The organism is Alkalimarinus coralli (assembly GCF_023650515.1).
Classification (GTDB): Bacteria; Pseudomonadota; Gammaproteobacteria; order Pseudomonadales; family Oleiphilaceae; genus Alkalimarinus; species Alkalimarinus coralli.
On record NZ_CP096016.1, the window covers coordinates 4054188 to 4070695 of the forward strand.

A 16508-nucleotide genomic window follows, 5' to 3' on the forward strand; every position below is an offset into this window, starting at 1 on the left:
TTGATTAAATATTAAGCAATTATTTGTGCTGCGAAAAAGGTTGAGACTATACTGAACTAAACAAGGATCTGTTAATAGAATTAACTTATAAAAATAAGTAGTTCGAGGTTTCTATCGAAGAGGAAGCGTTATCGCCCGTCTATAGCAGGGTTTGACTGTGACAAGGTCAGTGTTACGGGCATTGAGTGATAGGCACCTAACAGAATAAAAACAACAAAAGAAAAAATGTGGAGACACCCTCTATGCGATCGCTATTGCTTAGCTTGACGAGGTGTAATTTTACTCAGCGCAGTTACACAGGGCACTGCTGGCCGAGCGCAATTCGGTCACGCCTTCAACTGTTGATATCTTTTTTTCTACTCAGCTTTTGTTCTTCATCCTGGGCCGAATACGGCGTCAATATGACTCCGGGGGTGACGGATATCAGTCAGTCGGTCTACAGTCTTCATATGATTATTTTCTGGATTTGCGTGGTTATTGCCATTGCGGTTTTTAGCGTGATGTTCTGGTCAATGTTCAAGTATCGCAAGAGTCAGGGGGCTAAACCTGCAACTTTTCATGAAAGTACCACGGTAGAAATAATCTGGACGTTGATCCCTATTATCATTCTGGTGGCAATGGCGGTGCCAGCAACCTCCACGTTAAAAGAAATGTACGATATTTCCGAGTCAGACATTGATATTAAAATTACTGGTTACCAGTGGAAGTGGCAGTACGACTATATAAATGATGATGTCAGCTTCTTCAGCAATTTAAGTACCCCCCAAGAACAGATCAATAATGAAGCAACCAAAGGTGACCACTATTTGTTGGAAGTAGATGAGCCTATGGTTATTCCCGTTAATAAGAAAATCAGGTTTCTGGTGACCGCCAATGATGTAATTCACTCATGGTGGGTCCCCGCTTTTGCCGTCAAGAAAGATGCGATTCCAGGCTTTATTAATGAAGCCTGGACCAAAGTAAATGAACCTGGCATTTACCGTGGACAGTGTGCAGAGTTGTGCGGTAAAGATCATGGTTTTATGCCTATCGTGGTCAAGGCGGTAGAAGAGCCCGAGTATCAGGCATGGCTTGCGGCGAAGCAGGAAAAAGCACGATCTGAAGCGCTATTGGCATCACAGGTTTGGTCGATGGAAGACCTGATGGCTAAAGGGGAAGCGGTTTACAACAGCAGCTGTGCAGCCTGCCATCAGCAAAACGGTGCGGGTATTCCGCCTGCATTCCCCGCCCTTAAAGGCAGTGCGATTGCCATAGGCCCGGTCGAAGAACACATTGATATCGTCGTAAATGGTAAGCCCGGTACAGCCATGCAGGCATTTGCCGCGCAGTTGAGTGATGTCGACCTGGCGGCTGTGATCACCTACGAACGAAACGCATGGGGCAACAATACAGGCGACTCTGTATCACCACAAGACATTGCTAAAGCGAAGGGAAACTAATCTTATGAGTGCTGTCGTTGAAAGCGAGTTGAAAGAAGATCACCATCACGGCCCTGCCCGCGGAATTGGTCGATGGCTGTTTACCACTAACCACAAAGATATTGGTTCGATGTATCTTTGGTTCAGCTTTGCCATGTTTCTGGTGGGCGGCTGCATGGCACTCACCATTCGCGCTGAGCTGTTCCAGCCCGGTTTACAGATAGTTGACCCCGGTTTCTTTAACCAAATGACCACCATGCATGGTTTGATCATGGTATTCGGTGCGGTGATGCCCGCGTTTGTCGGGCTGGCAAACTGGATGATCCCGATGATGATTGGCGCGCCGGATATGGCTCTGCCCAGAATGAACAACTGGAGCTTCTGGATTCTACCGTTTGCCTTTACCATGTTGTTATCAACCTTATTTATGGAAGGTGGTGCGCCCAACTTTGGCTGGACCTTCTACGCGCCTCTCTCAACGACCTATGCGCCACCGAGTGTGACATACTTTATCTTTGGTGTGCACATGATGGGGATCTCTTCAATTATGGGTGCTATTAACGTGATCGCGACGATTCTTAATATGCGGGCCCCAGGCATGACCTACATGAAAATGCCGCTATTTGTCTGGACCTGGTTAATTACGGCATTCTTGCTGATTGCCGTGATGCCTGTGTTGGCGGGTGTCGTTACTATGATGCTGATGGATATTCACTTTGGCACCAGCTTTTTCAATGCCGCAGGCGGGGGTGATCCGGTACTGTTTCAGCATGTATTCTGGTTTTTTGGCCACCCTGAAGTTTACATCATGATTCTGCCTGCTTTTGGTGTTGTTTCTCAGATTATTCCGACGTTTAGCCGCAAGAAACTATTTGGTTATCACTCCATGGTATGGGCCACCTCATCTATTGCGTTGCTCTCGTTTATCGTTTGGGCTCACCATATGTTTACGGTGGGCATTCCCTTGTTTGGCGAGTTGTTCTTTATGTATGCCACGATGTTGATCGCGGTACCGACCGGGGTGAAAGTGTTTAACTGGGTGGCAACCATGTTTAAGGGCTCAATCAGTTTCGAGACCCCGATGCTGTTTTCGGTGGCGTTTGTCATTCTGTTCTCAATAGGCGGGTTTTCCGGCTTAATGCTGGCCATTGCGCCTTCGGATTTTCAATATCATGACACTTACTTTGTTGTGGCGCACTTTCATTATGTGCTGGTGCCGGGGGCGATTTTCGGAATTTTTGCTGCCGTTTATTACTGGTTACCTAAATGGTGCGGGCGTATGTATAGCGAAACATTAGGTAAAGCACATTTTTGGTTGTCGTTTGTGGGGATGAACCTGGCCTTTTTTCCAATGCACTTCTTAGGGTTGGCGGGGATGCCACGGCGTATTCCTGACTATGCATTGCAGTTTGCAGACTTTAACTGGATCTCCTCTATCGGCGCATTTATGTTCGGGTTTACCCAGCTGATCTTTTTATACATTGTTATCAGCACCATACGCAGTGGCCGTAAAGCGACTGCGGCCGTGTGGGAAAGTGCTGAAGGGCTGGAGTGGACGATCCCCTCGCCGGCCCCATATCACACTTTCAGCACACCACCAGAAGTGAAGTAGTGGCTGATGAACGGTCAACCCCAGTCAAAAAACAAACGCACTGTTTTGTTGGCGCTTGGCGTTGTAGTGGGAATGTTTGGTTTCGGTTTCGCGCTGGTGCCCCTCTATAACGTGTTTTGTGAGTTGACCGGTATCAACGGAAAAACCGGCCCCAAATATGTGTTGCAGTCGGGTGAGCTTGAGGCTGACTTAACCCGAGTCATTAAGGTGCAGTTTGTTACTCAGAATAATGAAGCGATGCCTTGGCACTTTAAGCCTGCAATAACACAGGTTGAGGTTCATCCCGGTGAGCTGATGCAGGTTGAATTTATTGCACGCAATCCGACCTCGCAAGATATGGTTGCTCAAGCCGTCCCCAGCCTGTCACCGAATGAAGGAACGGACTACTTTCACAAGATTGAGTGCTTCTGTTTTACCCGACAAGCACTGAAAGCGGGAGAAGAGACCCGCATGCCGCTTAGATTTGTAGTGGATAAAGACCTGCCTGAGTATCTGACCAAACTAACACTGTCATATACGTTGTTTGATCAGCCCGTTCAAAATGACGCAACGGTATCAGGTGAAGCAGGCTAGCAGAAAGGCTAGTCGTGTATGTGATAAAAACAGGAGGCTCCATGACCACACCGCAGTCATATTATGTGCCCGCACAAAGCAAATGGCCGATCATCGCCACCATTGGATTGGCGCTCACTCTTTTTGGTACTGCCTCAATTATGAACGACAGCAGCGCAGGGCGAGAGACGGGGGGCTCCTGGCTGATATTTCTGGCCGGTTCGTTGATTATGGCTTACATGCTGTTTGGCTGGTTTGGCAATGTTGTGCATGAAAGCCGCAGTGGTATGTACAGCCACCAGATGGATCGTTCGTTTCGTTGGGGCATGAGCTGGTTTATTTTCTCTGAAGTGATGTTCTTTGCTGCATTTTTTGGCGCACTGTTTTATGCGCGGATGTTTGCGGTGCCCTGGCTGGCAGGAGAAGGCGATAAGGGGGCCTCTGCAATGCTATGGCCCGGATTTGAGGCGGTTTGGCCGCTATTGCAAAACCCCAATCCAGAACTTTATCCAGGCCCGAAAGCCATTATTGACCCCTGGCACCTGCCTTTGCTCAATACCCTATTGCTGGTGAGCTCCAGTGTTACGGTCACTATCGCTCATCGAGCGTTAAAGAATAACAACCGAACGCAACTTAAAGTGTGGCTTGCTGCGACCATATTGCTGGGTATTGCTTTTCTGTTTTTTCAGATTGAAGAGTATATCGAAGCGTATACCACGCTTGATCTAACACTACGCTCAGGCATTTATGGTTCGACGTTCTTTATGCTCACCGGTTTCCATGGTGCCCACGTCACCCTGGGGGCGTTGATGTTGACCATTATGTTTATTCGAATTCTGAAAGGGCATTTTGACAAGGATAACCATTTTGGATTTGAAGCGGCGAGCTGGTATTGGCACTTTGTTGATGTGGTATGGCTGGGGCTGTTTGTGTTTGTTTACATTCTTTAAGGTCTTAAAGTGCGTCCAAAGTGAGAGTAGCACTAGCGTAAGGGTTAATGGGCAGTTGCCCGCTGATTACAGCATAGGCCAGTAGCGCCAGCAGCATCACCGATAGTGTCACTCGCACCGTGAGTGCATTGACGGTTCGAGTGGTTTTTCCTTCATCCTTTACCAGAAAGAACAGGCCACTGAACAGGCTGATAATGACCGCAAACAGCAGTATGACAATGAGAGCCTTAATCATCTTTTGTTGTCCCGATAAGCACCAATATTACCTAAGTATAGTTGTTAATTGATGGCGCGAACGAAGAGATATTCTAAAGGAACCGTAGCGTTGGTACTGTTTGCTGCTGTAATGACCCCCATACTGGCAGGGCTTGGCATATGGCAGCTCAACCGGGCTGATGAAAAGTACGCCACTGTTCAACAGCAGATTACCGGAGATAAAGCGAGCAGCCGCCAACTCTCTGATTTTACCGTACAGGGATGGAAGAATCAGACACAGGGTAGCCAGTGGAACTATAAAAAAATCAGTGCCTTTGGGCAGTACGATGAAACGGCCTACTTGCTGCTGGATAACAGAACCCGAAACGGTCGAGTCGGTTATGAAGTTCTTCATCTGTTTAGAACCGATGATGGCAGATCGTTACTGGTCAATCGGGGGTGGATAGAGGCACCACCTTATCGAGACCAGTGGCCTGTTGTCCCCGCAGTGAAAGGGCGTGTTGATATTAACGGGACGATCTACTTGAAGCGTGAGATGGACTTTACTCTGGCTGAAAAAAAAACTACTCAACACTGGCCGAGGCGTGTTCAGTCTCTTGATATGAGTGCCCTGGAGGCAGAACTGAATAGTGACCTTTATCCATTTGTGTTGCGGCTTGCTGATGATAGTCAACCGGGCGCACTCAAAACGGGTTGGAATACGGTGACAATTTCTCCTGAAAAGCACGTCGGCTATGCTGTTCAGTGGTTTTCTCTGGCGCTAGTGCTGGTGGTGATGACGGTTATCGCCATCAGAAAAAATAACATGATTGAGGTTAGGCAGGCAGATGAGCGATAAAAATAATAACTCAGCAAAGAGTATCCGCAATAACCGTTTAAAGTTAGTTGGCCTTTTTGCCATGGTATTTGTACCGATGGCAGCGGCAACCTCCATGTATTTTGGCGGTTGGGGCATTCCGTCCGGGTCAACGAATCATGGTGAGCTGATATGGCCCCCTGTCAGCATCGCTCAGTTAAACGCGACAGACTCGCAGGGTCAGCCTCTCGTCAGACACTTTTCACTTGATGAGCCCGGTGCAAGGCCGCTTAAGTGGGATTTACTGACCACTAACGCGGACAAAGACGTGGTTGAAAGTAAGTGGGTGTTGATGGTTATGGGGGCTGATGAATGCAACAAGCCCTGCCAGGCCGCGCTTTATACCGTAAGACAGGTGAATATTGCGCTGGGCAAAGAAGCCGATAGAGTGACCCGCGTGCTGGCAAGTAACGTCGATCTTAGCAGCCCGTCGGCTGATATTGCAGGACAGTACCCGCTGCTGTCATTTGCCAATATGGATACCGCCTCTCTACACCGCTTTTCCCGTGAGCTGCCCAATAATCTTACGAAAGCCGCCAATGAATGGAATATTTGGGTGGTTGATCCTTTGGGCAATGTGATCCTTCGGTATGAAGCAGAGCGGCATGGCAAGGATATATTGAAGGATATGAAACGACTGCTAAAGCTTTCAAATATTGGCTAACGAGCTCTGGGTGACCGGGATATGGAGATGACAGTAACGATAAGGCGAGTAGCCATTGCTACTACGTTATTAGCTGCATTTGTGGTGGCATTGGGTGCTTACACAAGGCTTAAAGATGCCGGGTTAGGTTGCCCGGACTGGCCCGGTTGTTATGGTTTTCTAACGGTTCCCGAACATGTTGATGATATAAAAATAGCAGAAGCCCGTTTTCCTGATACTCCGGTTGACGCCGATAAGGGCTGGCCAGAGATGATTCATCGTTATTTTGCCAGCTTGCTGGGGTTGTTGATCGTGATACAGGCCGCGCTCTGTATTCGTTATGTTAAACGACAGAGCAGCCTGGCACCGCTAGATGCCGCCGGAACTCGATTGCCACTCAAGCTGCCTCTGTTTTTGGTTTTGTTGGTTATTTGCCAAGGGTTGTTTGGTATGTGGACGGTCACTTTGAAACTTTGGCCTCAGGTGGTGTCCGGGCATTTGCTGGGTGGTTTTGCGACGCTGTCATTGCTGTTTTTATTTGTGTTGCGCATGTCCAAAAGGCTCAGCTCTACAGAACAGGTTGATAATCGTAGACATAAGACATTCCTGGTATCCAACTTGTCAAAATGGGCCATGGTGGGCCTGCTTCTGGTGGTGTTGCAGATTTTTCTGGGGGCTTGGACGGCTTCAAATTATGCGGCGCTGGCTTGCCCTGACTTCCCAACGTGTCAGGGGGCGTGGCTGCCTGAAATGAACGTGCGCTCAGGTTTTAATCTATTTCAGTCCATTGGCCCGAACTACTTAGGTGGTGTGATGGACAATGAATCACGGGTGGCCATTCATGTGGTTCATCGGTTAGGTGCGCTGTTCCTTTCGGTGTACCTGCTCATTATGTCGTGGCATCTGTGGCGCGGGGCAAGCAAAGCGGTAAAAGTTGCGCTGTTTTGGGTGTTGTCTGCACTTGTGATGCAGGTGACGCTAGGGATTCTCAATGTGGTTTGGTTAATCCCGCTTCCGCTTGCTGTTGCACATAATGCCGGTGGCGCGTTGTTGTTATTAACCATGGTTTATCTTAATTTTCAATTATTTAACGTTTATTCCTCTCGATCAGAAGGTGAGGCCTGTTCACCGTTAGCCGCTTCGCCAAACATAACAAAAACAAACGTGCCGCATTATGCGAAAAGCGCGGAGGTTATCTCATGAAAGCGATACCAGACTCATTGGCCCAGCCAACCAAACAGACTGTTTACTCGCCCCAACTAGAGGCCGCAAACGATCGACGGGTCTCTGCCAGCTGGCGAGACTATCTCGAAATGTGCAAGCCCAATGTTGTGGCTCTTATGATTCTCACTTCGGTGATCGGTATGATGCTGGCAAGCCCTGGTTTTCCGCACTGGAAGATCATGATTCTGGGAAATGTAGGCATTGCTTTAATGGCCGCTTCAGCGGCTGTAATTAACCATGTGGTTGATCGAAAAATTGACCCGATAATGTCGCGCACCCGAAACCGGCCATTGGCGAAAGGCAAAGTCGATGTGGCAAATGCGATGCTCTTTTCGCTGGTTCTCGGTGCTGCCGGTATGGCATTGTTGATCACCCAGATTAATGCGCTGACTGCGTGGCTCACCTTTGCGTCTCTCATTGGGTATGCGGTGGTTTATACGCTGTTCCTGAAGCGAGCAACGCCGCAAAATATTGTCATCGGTGGTTTGGCTGGTGCTGCTCCGCCACTGCTGGGGTGGACATCGGTCACAGGGGCTATAGAGCCAAACAGCCTGTTACTGGTATTGATTATTTTTGCCTGGACGCCCCCTCATTTTTGGGCGCTGGCGATTCACCGTAAAGCTGAGTACGCCAAGGCAGATATCCCCATGCTGCCAGTCACTCATGGTGAGGCCTATACCAAAGTACAAATTTTGCTGTATACGCTGATTTTGTTGGCGGTAAGCGTTTTCCCGTTTATCACCGGGATGAGTGGTTATCTCTATTTAGCTTCTGCGCTGGTTCTGGGAGGCCGGTTTGTGTACTGGGCTGTCGCAATGATTAGAAACAGCCGCCCTCACGCGGCGATCAACACCTTCAAATATTCAATCAGTTACTTGATGTTGCTGTTTCTAGCGCTACTGGCCGATCACTACCTGCTCTATTTTTGGAGTTAAATCTGCTCTATTTTTGGAGCTAATAACTAAGCGCCATTTTAATGAGAGACCTTTGCACGACTACTGCGCTTACAAATACAGCGTTAAAAAATGACTCAAAATGCTCATTTATTCCAATAAACTGCGCTTTTTCGTCATTTTTTGCCTTGTCTTTGTTTCGCTCATAACATCGTGCAAAGGTCTCTATGAAATGATTTAAGTCCATTCTATTATTGGCTTAAACCGCTAAAATGGCGTTTTACGATAGATTGGACATTTCCCCGTGGATACTCAACTTTTACTGGCTGCGCTGGCCGAATGCCGAGATGGCATCGTTATTACTGATGCGATTTCACCGAAAAACCGAATCATTTATGCCAACAAAGCATTTCAAATGATGACAGGGTTTAGTGAATCAGAACTGATAGATAAAGGGTCACGCTTTCTGTTGGGAAGCAAAACCCGCCCGACGGCCGCTAAAGCGTTTCGGCAAGCGCTGGGTGAAGGCGCACGCGTTCAAGTAACGCTGAGCTCGATATGCAAAGATGGCTCACAAAAGTGGTTAGAGATCAGCGGCGGGCCTTTTGAGTACAAGGGCGAGAAAAAACGCTATTTTATCGGCACCTGCCGCGACGTTGGTGACCGGGTGGAGGCGGTTGAAGCGCTGATGGCTTCAGAAATTAAGTTTGAGAAAACGGATGTTGAGACGACCGTTTCAAGCTACGACATAGTTACCTCTCTCTACAATCGCAGCTATTTTGAAGAGATCGCAGAACGAGAATGGACAGCGATGTTGCGAGAGCACCGTCCTCTCTCCTTATTCCTGATAGGTATTTCGAATCTGGCTGGGTTTAAAGAGCAGCAAGGTCTGGATGCGTCGAACCGCTTAATGGCCAATACCGCCTCTGCACTGCGGCAAGTGTTCCGTCGCGGGATTGACTTGGTCGCAAAGTATGACGAAGAGCGCTTTATTGTTATTTCAACCGGTATGGCGTGGGAGGAAGCAGAAGCGATGGCGTCTCGACTAAAAGATGTGGTTGATGGCGAACTGTTACAACGCGCTCCCAAAGAGGAAAATTTACACGGCTCTATTGGCGTGGCTACGCAAATACCGGAAGAAGGCTTTCATGTTGATCACCTTATTGAAGCGGCTGAGCACGCGCTGCTAAAGGCCTCAAGCTACTCTGAAGGTTCAATAGTTGTGGCTGAGAGTGAGTGTGTTGCTTGAATGAGCGTCACTGATTCAGGATAATAGCAGCTAAATGAAGACTGCTTCACGGATGAAGCAGGCAAGTACATGGATACGTGATGATGACCCCCTCCTATGAAGCCATTGATAGGCTCCAACTTCAATCGTTCGCTGTTGAGCAACGAGACCAACACCTTTACGCGGTTATTGAAGGTGCCAAAGCCCCAGAGGGCTATAAAACCACCGGTGCACTGGTTTACACGTTGGAAGAGATGCCAACGGTCTACCCCTTGTTTTTGAGCCCGGATACTGAACAAAACAACACTGAGTGGCTCGATCTATCCCCATGGCTTGTTGAAGTAGCACCTGATAGCCCGTTATTTGAGTGGTTAATAGAGAATGCGAGCTGTCACCCCTATATCTTATTCTGGTCACCACACCCCATAGGACAGGTTAAGCCCTATCTGGTTAATATGTTGAAAACGCAATCTCCAGCAGGTAACACGCTGTTTTTTCGTTACTATGATCCTGCCGTTTTCAATATGCTTATCGAGCATACGCCGGATGACCTTATCTGCAGTCGGTTAGGCCATGTCTCTGCAATGGCCACCTATAACGAGTATGCCCCACCCACCCAGTCCACATGGCATCTGCGCCAAATAGGCCTGGCGCAGCAAGATCATAAACTGCCCTTGCCGGTTGCACTAACCGCAACAGAGTGGCAAGCGATAGCAGAACTTAGGCGAAAAATAAGCATTAGGCAGTTGACCGGATACCTCAATCGCAACTATCCCGACCATTTGTCGGGTGTTGAGCCTGACACGCTACAACAATTCGTTATTGGTGCCATTGAGCAGGGCGAATCCTACGGTTATAAAACTCAGGGTGAACTGGAACAGTGGCTTGATTTGCAACTATATTTTGGTGACACATTGGTAGGTAACCCCCGTTATCCGTGGGCGAAAAAAATCATGGATAATAAAAACCTAACGGCCACTGAAAAGCTGAACAGGCTTAATTTGTACTTGGATCAATATCAGGCAAGGAGTGCCGAATGATAGATGTACCACTCGCTCGACCATTAAACAAAGATGCGGTTCAAACCGCCAATACGCGCCTTTATCAGGAGTACCCCTCACTTAAAGGGCAGATGCTTAATCCTGATAATCCTCAACATACACAATATATGGCGATCTGGCGTGAAATGTACGTTGAGGCAGGAGGCCCGCTAAAGCAAGTTGATGCAGCTACACATCAGCAACTAGATGACCCTGTTCAACCATGTGACTGCGAAAATAAAGTACAGATTGTTGATATAGTGTATGAGCCATCGACTGACAGAATCTATCTACTGGATGCCAATAATCTCAATGCCTGGATGAGCGAGATTCAGCTACTAGATGATGTCATGCGCCCGGTTATGGAATGCAAAAATGGAGCTGAGCTACCGGAGAAAAAAGAGCAAGCCGTTAAACAGTTGGTCGCGCTGGGGATTAGCCCTCCAAACTCTGAATTTGGAGGCGGTGAAAGTAAAAAACTGACTGAGATTGTGAGGTTAAAAGGGCACCGAAAATATACTTACGTTCGCTCAGAAAAAATGAAAGACCATGTCCGCAGTTACTCCATGGCCACCGATGACCGTAACCGCAGCCAGGGCTATAACCCTAAAACTAAACAGTTTGATTATAAAACACTGGCTAAAAATCTTCGTGAAGAGCTGAATAAACCAGAGTTCAAGGTTAAGTATCAAACCGGCAACTTGTTGGAGCGCCTCGATAGCTATAACGAGTTCCAGCAATTTATGAACCAGTTTGCCTATAGCACCGGGCCTCAGTACCTGATGGGGGATGAAAGCAGCGCCTACAATGTCACCGCAGAAGCCCAGTTTTTCCGGTTTGCATCGGGTGCTGCGTTTCACGCTGAGTTTGATCCTGCTGAAGGCATATTACAAATCGCCGGGGGAGTTCATGCAGAGCTTTCCCTGGCAGAAGGGCAGGCAAAATGCCAGCGAATGATCCCTTCGACGGAAGGCTATCACTGCCAGTTTGAACTCAACAATACGCCGTGTGACCTCGGTTATTTCAGGCTTGATCTTAACGTGGTCTTAAGTGGAAATGCAGGAGCCAGTGCCAATTTAGGCGCCGCAATCTCGCTTGAAATGAACGCCGGGCAGCCGGTTATTAAAGGGGCTGCCAGAAGTAAAGATGACGACACGACTGAGTCAGGAGAAGTGGAGTCTGACAAGTTTAAATATGACCGATTGCTACATGACAAAGGGCATGTTCAGGGTATTAATGCTGAGGCGCAGTTTTTTGCAGGCGTAACCGCGGGTTGCAAGGTCGGTGTCGCCCTTCAGTGGCAAAGCCCCGAAGAGAATAACCAGTTTGTCACGTTGGCCGAAGCGGGAGCTGGCATAGAGGTCGCCGCTGGATTAGGTGCAGAGGGGTATCTCAAAATTGAATATGATGAGAATACCCGTAAATTTATTGCTCGCTTTGGGGCGGGTGTAGTTGCTGGGGTTGGTGCTAACGGCAAGCTTGATACGGCAATAGAAGCAGGAAATATCTATCAACTTGTTAAGTTTGTTTATCATCAGATAATGAAAACAGGGTTTCTACAGCCGGAATTTATTGAAAATGATGGCTTTACGTTTTTACAACGATCATTGGCTAAAGCAGTTCTTTTTGGAAGTGATATTGTTGATGAGACTCAGTCCACAATCCGGGACTTAGCTCTCTGGTGGAGTCAAGTTCATCAATCAAGAATTGAGGCGGAAGGGCTTGCGCGGAAAATACTCGACGATAGTTCACTGTATCGATACGCAGCCCCTGTGGTGAAAGGGCGTTTTCTGGCAATACTATGCCGCCGGTTCCTACTTTCAACGGAAAGCCAGCAAGAGAAAGCCATTGTTAAACTTCTAAGTTTTACCCAAAGTGTAAGTGAATATCATGAAATTCTTAAGCATACCTCAGAGTCTGGTTTGGTACTAAGCTCCTCCCAAATTAAAAATGTAGAAAATATGTTATATGGGATACTGGATGGCCATGAACAGATACGCTTTGATGTGTGGAAGCATCGGCTGCATAAGCAGCCGAATATTGGTAACCCTGTTATTGCCTATTCCGCGCCATGGCGTGTTAAACCGGTTGATGACCTGCGGTTTGCGCAATTGAGTTTGATAAAAAACAACTGCTACCAAGAGCGAGTACTTGTTTAGTGCTTAGGCTAATACCATAATCTATGGCAACTTTTTTGGGTTATTGATAATACAGCGAAGTCCAATATATTCCGTTTTGTCAGGCTCTATAGAGTGGCGTCTAATTGCTAAATTAAACCGGCTTGAAGAGGCATTACTGCCGCCTCTGACAACCTTCTTTTGCCCTGTTGTCGGCCCTTGGGGGTTTATTTCGGGGGAGTTTTGGTAATAGTCTTCTGCGTACCAATCTTTTACATACTCAGATACATTGCCCGACATATGGTGCAAACCAAGTGGATTGGGGGGGTAGTAATCACCCCTTACAGGCTCGTCTTGAGAAACGTTGAAACCCTTTATGTTAGAGCCTTTAAAATCAATCATACCGTCATTGGTGGCAAACGGAACGTTTCGTCCGCGACTGCGGGCGGCATATTCCCATTGGGCTTCGGTGGGTAAATCGAAGGCCAAATTACTTTTCTCGGCTAACCAGTCACAATAAGCTTTGGCATCATACCAGTTGGGGAAATAGGCCGGGATTTCAGGTTGGTGGAACCACTTCCCGTCCATAAAAATAGGTCGGTTGGTATCTTTGCTAAACGTATCAAACTCCTCCCAGGTGACTTCGTATTTGTTGATAGAGAAGCTATCGAGGGTGACTTTGTGCATATAGTCGTCGTCTTTGTCGGTGCTCCAATGTGCCAGGAACTGACTTCCATCGCTATTGCGCTCCAGTTTGCCAAAATCCCCCATCATAAAACTTCCGCCTTCAACAAAGACCATATTGTTGATGGATTGCTGCACAACCCGCTGAATGTCAGCTTCAAGGGCATTGCTCTCGTCAGGCGGGGCCTGACAGGCAGCGAGTAACGGGGATAGTGCGAGAATAATCGCAAGTGTTTGTTTAAATTGAGTCATGGTTACATCCGTGTATAAATTGTATTGGTATTTGACTATGGCAACTCTTGCGGGTTATTGATAACACAGCGAAGCCCAATATAGCCCTCCTTATCAGGCTCCATAGAGTGGCGCCTAATTGCTAGATTAAATCGGCTAGAAGAGTCATAACTCCCACCCCGAATCACCTTCTTTTGCCCGGTTTTAGGTCCTTGGGGGTTTATTTCGGGGGAGTTTTGGTAATAGTCTTCTGCGTACCAATCTTTAACATACTCGGCTACATTACCCGACATATGATGGAGGCCAAGCGGATTGGGGGGGGTAGTAGTCCCCCACCATGGCATGTGCTGGGTTATCGTTCCAGCCGCTGATATTAGAGCCATGATAATCGATCGTACCGTCATTGGTGGCAAACGGAACGTTTCGCCCGCGACTGCGGGCGGCATATTCCCATTGGGCTTCGGTGGGTAAATCGAAGGTCAAATTACTTTTCTCGGCTAACCAGTCACAATAGGCTTTAGCGTCATACCAGTTGGGTATAAAAGCAGGTACTTCAGGTTTGTGAAACCACAAGCCCTCATCATATATTATTCGGCCTGTAGCCTTACTAAACGTATCAAACTCCTCCCAGGTGACTTCGTATTTGTTGATAGAGAAGCTATCGAGGGTGACTTTGTGCATATAGTCGTCGTCTTTGTCGGTGCTCCAATGTGCCAGGAACTGACTTCCATCGCTATTGCGCTCCAGTTTGCCAAAATCCCCCATCATAAAGCTCCCGCCTTCAACAAAGACCATATTATTGATGGATTGCTGCACAACACGCTGAATGTCAGCTTCAAGGGCACTGTTCTCGTCAGGCGGGGCCTGGCAGGCAGCGAGTAACGGGGATAGTGCGAGAATAATCGGGAGTGTTTGTTTAAATTGAGTCATGGTTACATCCGTGTATATGCTGTTTCTATGTCGAGTTATGGCTTTCTACTGGCAATCACTCACTTTAAACCCGTAGGCGCGTGCCAGGCTTTCTCGTCTGGGGGCGGATTTATCCGGTGAAGAAGGCAGCAGCTTTATTGGCAGTTCACTCCCTATATCAATCGCGTTATAAAGCGCTTTGTTACCGATAATAAAGGTTGATTTGCAGGGCTTTCCGTAGTGGTATTCGTACTCAATAAAATAGGTTATCTCTTCAATTTTTTCTCTATCTGCCTCATCTTTGTGCTTATCATGTTCAGAAAAGTATGAGTTATCTTCTATGGACTTATGCTTCACAGTGGCCGTTGCTTCAATTCCAAACTTATTTATTAAAGCGACTTCGTAGTAGTGACTAATACTTGATTTAAGCATGGAGAATATAAAATAAGGGATAAGGAAAAATAGGAAGCCCGCCACTAAGGGCAGTATTAGAAGCTCGTCTCCCAGCAGCCCAAACCAAATTGACACAAATGGAATGGGCAGAGTGAGAGCGAAAGCAATAGCCAAGCCCAGGTGCTTTCTTGCTGAGGAGAGGTAAAGAAATGTTTTTTCGGATATGGGTATTGTTGTGCGGGTGCCTTGCATCGCTTCTTCCTTGAAGTAGATATTAAGAACACCGCAGATTCTATCACAAATGAGAGTGATGTTGCTTTCTAAATGTGGAAGGGGATACGCCAAACCAGCGTTTAAATGCACGGGTAAAGTTGCTGGGGTCTTGAAAACCCAGTTGATAAGCAATTTCGATGATTGACTGCTGAGACTGGGCGAGATAGTTCTTGGCAAAATCCTTTCTGACATTTTCCAGTAGACCTCTAAACGAAGACGATTCGTCTTTAAGCTTTCGCTGTAGCTGACGGCTACTGATATTTAATTCCTTGGCTATCAACTCCTGACTGGGTTCTCCCATGGCCATTAGAGCAATGATTTTCTCTGTGACCTGTTTTACAAGGGACTGGTTCAAGAGGCTGGATAAATAGTTCTGTACGACTTCGTCGTTTTTAAGCGCAATAGCCAGATTGGCTGTGGGCAGAGGTTGATCAAGATCCTCATTTTTGTAGTAAATTTCATTGCAGCCTGCTTCAAAATACACATCGCAAGGAAACAATGCCTCGAACTGGCGGTTCTGAACCGGTTTTTTTCTCTCAAGTAGAATCTTTGTGGGTATAGCGCTGTTTGCGGTAATGTCGTCAGAAAGCCGAACCATTGTGGCAACGAACGCGTCTATTGCTTCTTTGGCATACGCCTTTCCTGGTATTCGAACGTAGCATAAAGCAGATTCGCTACAGCCATCCTTAATCTTGATATCCAACACGTCACTGACGACCTGATAGTAGCGTTGGGTTCGTTGCCAGGCATCCCGCAACGATGCGCTGACCATTAATGAAAAACCCAATGCATGAAAGGTGGTGGGCTGTACAAAGCCGGGAATGCTGAGGCCGAATGCCTCATCTCCTGTTGCCTCTACCGCTAGCGTCCAGAGCCGGCTCATCTTTGATACCGGTATACGCCCTTCAGGGTTATTGAGTAGCTCAGGGGAAATATCTGCAAGGGCTAGCAATTTGACACTGTCGACCTCTCTGGCATCAATTGCGTTGCACACCACTTTAGCCCATGAGGCGATAGTTGATGGCTGTTCTTGCGTGATGGCGGTGGTGTTGTTAATCATGGGTCAGCTATTTGTCGATCGTTTTTTACAGACGGTTATGTACGGACAACGGTATGTCGCTTTATGACCAGAAAGCCGTTATTTCGTGTGGCAGTATTTGGCTCAGATTCAAACGAATAACTTAGCTGAAAAGTTCAAATACTGATAATTAGAGACCGCTTATGTACCGATATTATTATGTTTTGCTCGTGGTAATGAGCCTCACTGGG

At 47.4% G+C, this 16508-nt stretch carries 17 protein-coding genes; 11 read left to right on the plus strand and 6 right to left on the minus strand.

The genetic code is table 11. The annotated features are described in order from the left end of the window. The first annotated feature begins 401 nt into the window (after nt 1-401). The 4 genes from coxB to MY523_RS18200 are packed head-to-tail and all read left to right on the plus strand — an operon-like array spanning nt 402 to nt 4532. On the plus strand, nt 402-1439 hold the full coding sequence (gene coxB, locus MY523_RS18185; RefSeq protein ID WP_420839255.1) for a cytochrome c oxidase subunit II: 1038 nt from the start codon (nt 402-404) through the stop codon (nt 1437-1439). A 4-nt stretch (nt 1440-1443) separates the two neighbouring features. Next, nucleotides 1444-3030 (plus strand): cytochrome c oxidase subunit I, encoded by a 1587-nt coding sequence (gene ctaD, locus MY523_RS18190; protein ID WP_250656099.1) that lies wholly within the window; start codon nt 1444-1446, stop codon nt 3028-3030. 6 nt (nt 3031-3036) lie between these two features. Beyond that, the gene (locus tag MY523_RS18195) at nt 3037-3603 is read left to right on the plus strand and encodes a cytochrome c oxidase assembly protein (RefSeq protein ID WP_250656100.1); all 567 of its coding nucleotides are present in this window, start codon (nt 3037-3039) and stop codon (nt 3601-3603) included. Nucleotides 3604-3644: 41 nt separating this feature from the next. Next, nucleotides 3645-4532 carry a cytochrome c oxidase subunit 3 gene (locus MY523_RS18200; RefSeq protein ID WP_250656101.1) on the plus strand — a complete coding sequence of 296 codons (888 nt, stop codon included), beginning with the start codon at nt 3645-3647 and terminating at the stop codon, nt 4530-4532. A 4-nt stretch (nt 4533-4536) separates the two neighbouring features. Here the strand turns inward: MY523_RS18200 and MY523_RS18205 are convergent, their stop codons facing one another. Further along, entirely contained in the window at nt 4537-4767 is a 231-nt protein-coding gene (locus MY523_RS18205; protein WP_250656102.1) for a twin transmembrane helix small protein, read from the minus strand. A 51-nt stretch (nt 4768-4818) separates the two neighbouring features. On the opposite strand from MY523_RS18205, the gene MY523_RS18210 reads away from it, so the two are divergent. The 7 genes from MY523_RS18210 (at nt 4819) to MY523_RS18240 (ending at nt 12791) form a co-directional block, all read left to right on the plus strand. Next, the gene (locus MY523_RS18210; RefSeq protein WP_250656103.1) at nt 4819-5586 is read left to right on the plus strand and encodes an SURF1 family protein; all 768 of its coding nucleotides are present in this window, start codon (nt 4819-4821) and stop codon (nt 5584-5586) included. Beyond that, nucleotides 5576-6268: a redox-active disulfide-containing membrane protein gene (locus MY523_RS18215; protein WP_250656104.1), complete on the plus strand. Its 693-nt coding sequence runs from the start codon at nt 5576-5578 to the stop codon at nt 6266-6268. Before MY523_RS18210 ends, MY523_RS18215 begins: the two co-directional genes overlap by 11 nt. A 27-nt stretch (nt 6269-6295) precedes the next feature. Beyond that, entirely contained in the window at nt 6296-7450 is a 1155-nt protein-coding gene (locus tag MY523_RS18220) for a COX15/CtaA family protein (RefSeq protein ID WP_250656105.1), read from the plus strand. Further along, a complete protein-coding gene (cyoE, locus tag MY523_RS18225) occupies nt 7447-8406 on the plus strand; it encodes a heme o synthase (protein ID WP_250656106.1) in 960 nt (319 codons plus the stop codon). The genes MY523_RS18220 and cyoE overlap by 4 nt, the downstream gene beginning before the upstream one ends. Before the next feature lie 262 nt (nt 8407-8668). Continuing rightward, nucleotides 8669-9613 carry a sensor domain-containing diguanylate cyclase gene (locus MY523_RS18230; RefSeq protein WP_250656107.1) on the plus strand — a complete coding sequence of 315 codons (945 nt, stop codon included), beginning with the start codon at nt 8669-8671 and terminating at the stop codon, nt 9611-9613. A gap of 80 nt (nt 9614-9693) precedes the next feature. Further along, nucleotides 9694-10632 (plus strand): DUF4123 domain-containing protein, encoded by a 939-nt coding sequence (locus MY523_RS18235; RefSeq protein ID WP_250656108.1) that lies wholly within the window; start codon nt 9694-9696, stop codon nt 10630-10632. Further along, entirely contained in the window at nt 10629-12791 is a 2163-nt protein-coding gene (locus MY523_RS18240) for a hypothetical protein (RefSeq protein WP_250656109.1), read from the plus strand. The genes MY523_RS18235 and MY523_RS18240 overlap by 4 nt, the downstream gene beginning before the upstream one ends. Nucleotides 12792-12812: 21 nt before the next feature. Here the strand turns inward: MY523_RS18240 and MY523_RS18245 are convergent, their stop codons facing one another. From MY523_RS18245 to MY523_RS18265, 5 genes are read right to left on the minus strand one after another with little or no spacing between them, the layout of a single operon-like run. Beyond that, nucleotides 12813-13685, minus strand: coding sequence for a formylglycine-generating enzyme family protein (locus tag MY523_RS18245; protein ID WP_250656110.1), 873 nt, complete (start codon nt 13683-13685; stop codon nt 12813-12815). Nucleotides 13686-13720: 35 nt separating this feature from the next. Next, nucleotides 13721-13957, minus strand: a complete 237-nt coding sequence (locus tag MY523_RS18250; RefSeq protein ID WP_250656111.1) for a formylglycine-generating enzyme family protein — start codon at nt 13955-13957, stop codon at nt 13721-13723. Then, complete coding sequence (locus MY523_RS18255; protein ID WP_250656112.1) at nt 13947-14594, minus strand: formylglycine-generating enzyme family protein; 648 nt, start codon at nt 14592-14594, stop codon at nt 13947-13949. Before MY523_RS18255 ends, MY523_RS18250 begins: the two co-directional genes overlap by 11 nt. A gap of 45 nt (nt 14595-14639) precedes the next feature. Next, nucleotides 14640-15218: a hypothetical protein gene (locus MY523_RS18260; RefSeq protein ID WP_250656113.1), complete on the minus strand. Its 579-nt coding sequence runs from the start codon at nt 15216-15218 to the stop codon at nt 14640-14642. Between the two features lie 43 nt (nt 15219-15261). Beyond that, nucleotides 15262-16299: an AraC family transcriptional regulator gene (locus MY523_RS18265; RefSeq protein WP_250656114.1), complete on the minus strand. Its 1038-nt coding sequence runs from the start codon at nt 16297-16299 to the stop codon at nt 15262-15264. Between the last annotated feature and the right edge of the window lie 209 nt (nt 16300-16508).

Coding starts and splice junctions, on each gene's coding strand:
- coxB (WP_420839255.1), top strand. CDS start 402: ATGACTCCGGGGGTGACGGATATCAGTCAGTCGGTCTACAGTCTTCAT.
- ctaD (WP_250656099.1), top strand. CDS start 1,444: ATGAGTGCTGTCGTTGAAAGCGAGTTGAAAGAAGATCACCATCACGGC.
- MY523_RS18195 (WP_250656100.1), top strand. CDS start 3,037: ATGAACGGTCAACCCCAGTCAAAAAACAAACGCACTGTTTTGTTGGCG.
- MY523_RS18200 (WP_250656101.1), top strand. CDS start 3,645: ATGACCACACCGCAGTCATATTATGTGCCCGCACAAAGCAAATGGCCG.
- MY523_RS18205 (WP_250656102.1), bottom strand. CDS start 4,767: ATGATTAAGGCTCTCATTGTCATACTGCTGTTTGCGGTCATTATCAGC.
- MY523_RS18210 (WP_250656103.1), top strand. CDS start 4,819: ATGGCGCGAACGAAGAGATATTCTAAAGGAACCGTAGCGTTGGTACTG.
- MY523_RS18215 (WP_250656104.1), top strand. CDS start 5,576: ATGAGCGATAAAAATAATAACTCAGCAAAGAGTATCCGCAATAACCGT.
- MY523_RS18220 (WP_250656105.1), top strand. CDS start 6,296: ATGACAGTAACGATAAGGCGAGTAGCCATTGCTACTACGTTATTAGCT.
- cyoE (WP_250656106.1), top strand. CDS start 7,447: ATGAAAGCGATACCAGACTCATTGGCCCAGCCAACCAAACAGACTGTT.
- MY523_RS18235 (WP_250656108.1), top strand. CDS start 9,694: ATGATGACCCCCTCCTATGAAGCCATTGATAGGCTCCAACTTCAATCG.
- MY523_RS18240 (WP_250656109.1), top strand. CDS start 10,629: ATGATAGATGTACCACTCGCTCGACCATTAAACAAAGATGCGGTTCAA.
- MY523_RS18245 (WP_250656110.1), bottom strand. CDS start 13,685: ATGACTCAATTTAAACAAACACTTGCGATTATTCTCGCACTATCCCCG.
- MY523_RS18250 (WP_250656111.1), bottom strand. CDS start 13,957: ATGTCGGGTAATGTAGCCGAGTATGTTAAAGATTGGTACGCAGAAGAC.
- MY523_RS18255 (WP_250656112.1), bottom strand. CDS start 14,594: ATGACTCAATTTAAACAAACACTCCCGATTATTCTCGCACTATCCCCG.
- MY523_RS18260 (WP_250656113.1), bottom strand. CDS start 15,218: ATGCAAGGCACCCGCACAACAATACCCATATCCGAAAAAACATTTCTT.
- MY523_RS18265 (WP_250656114.1), bottom strand. CDS start 16,299: ATGATTAACAACACCACCGCCATCACGCAAGAACAGCCATCAACTATC.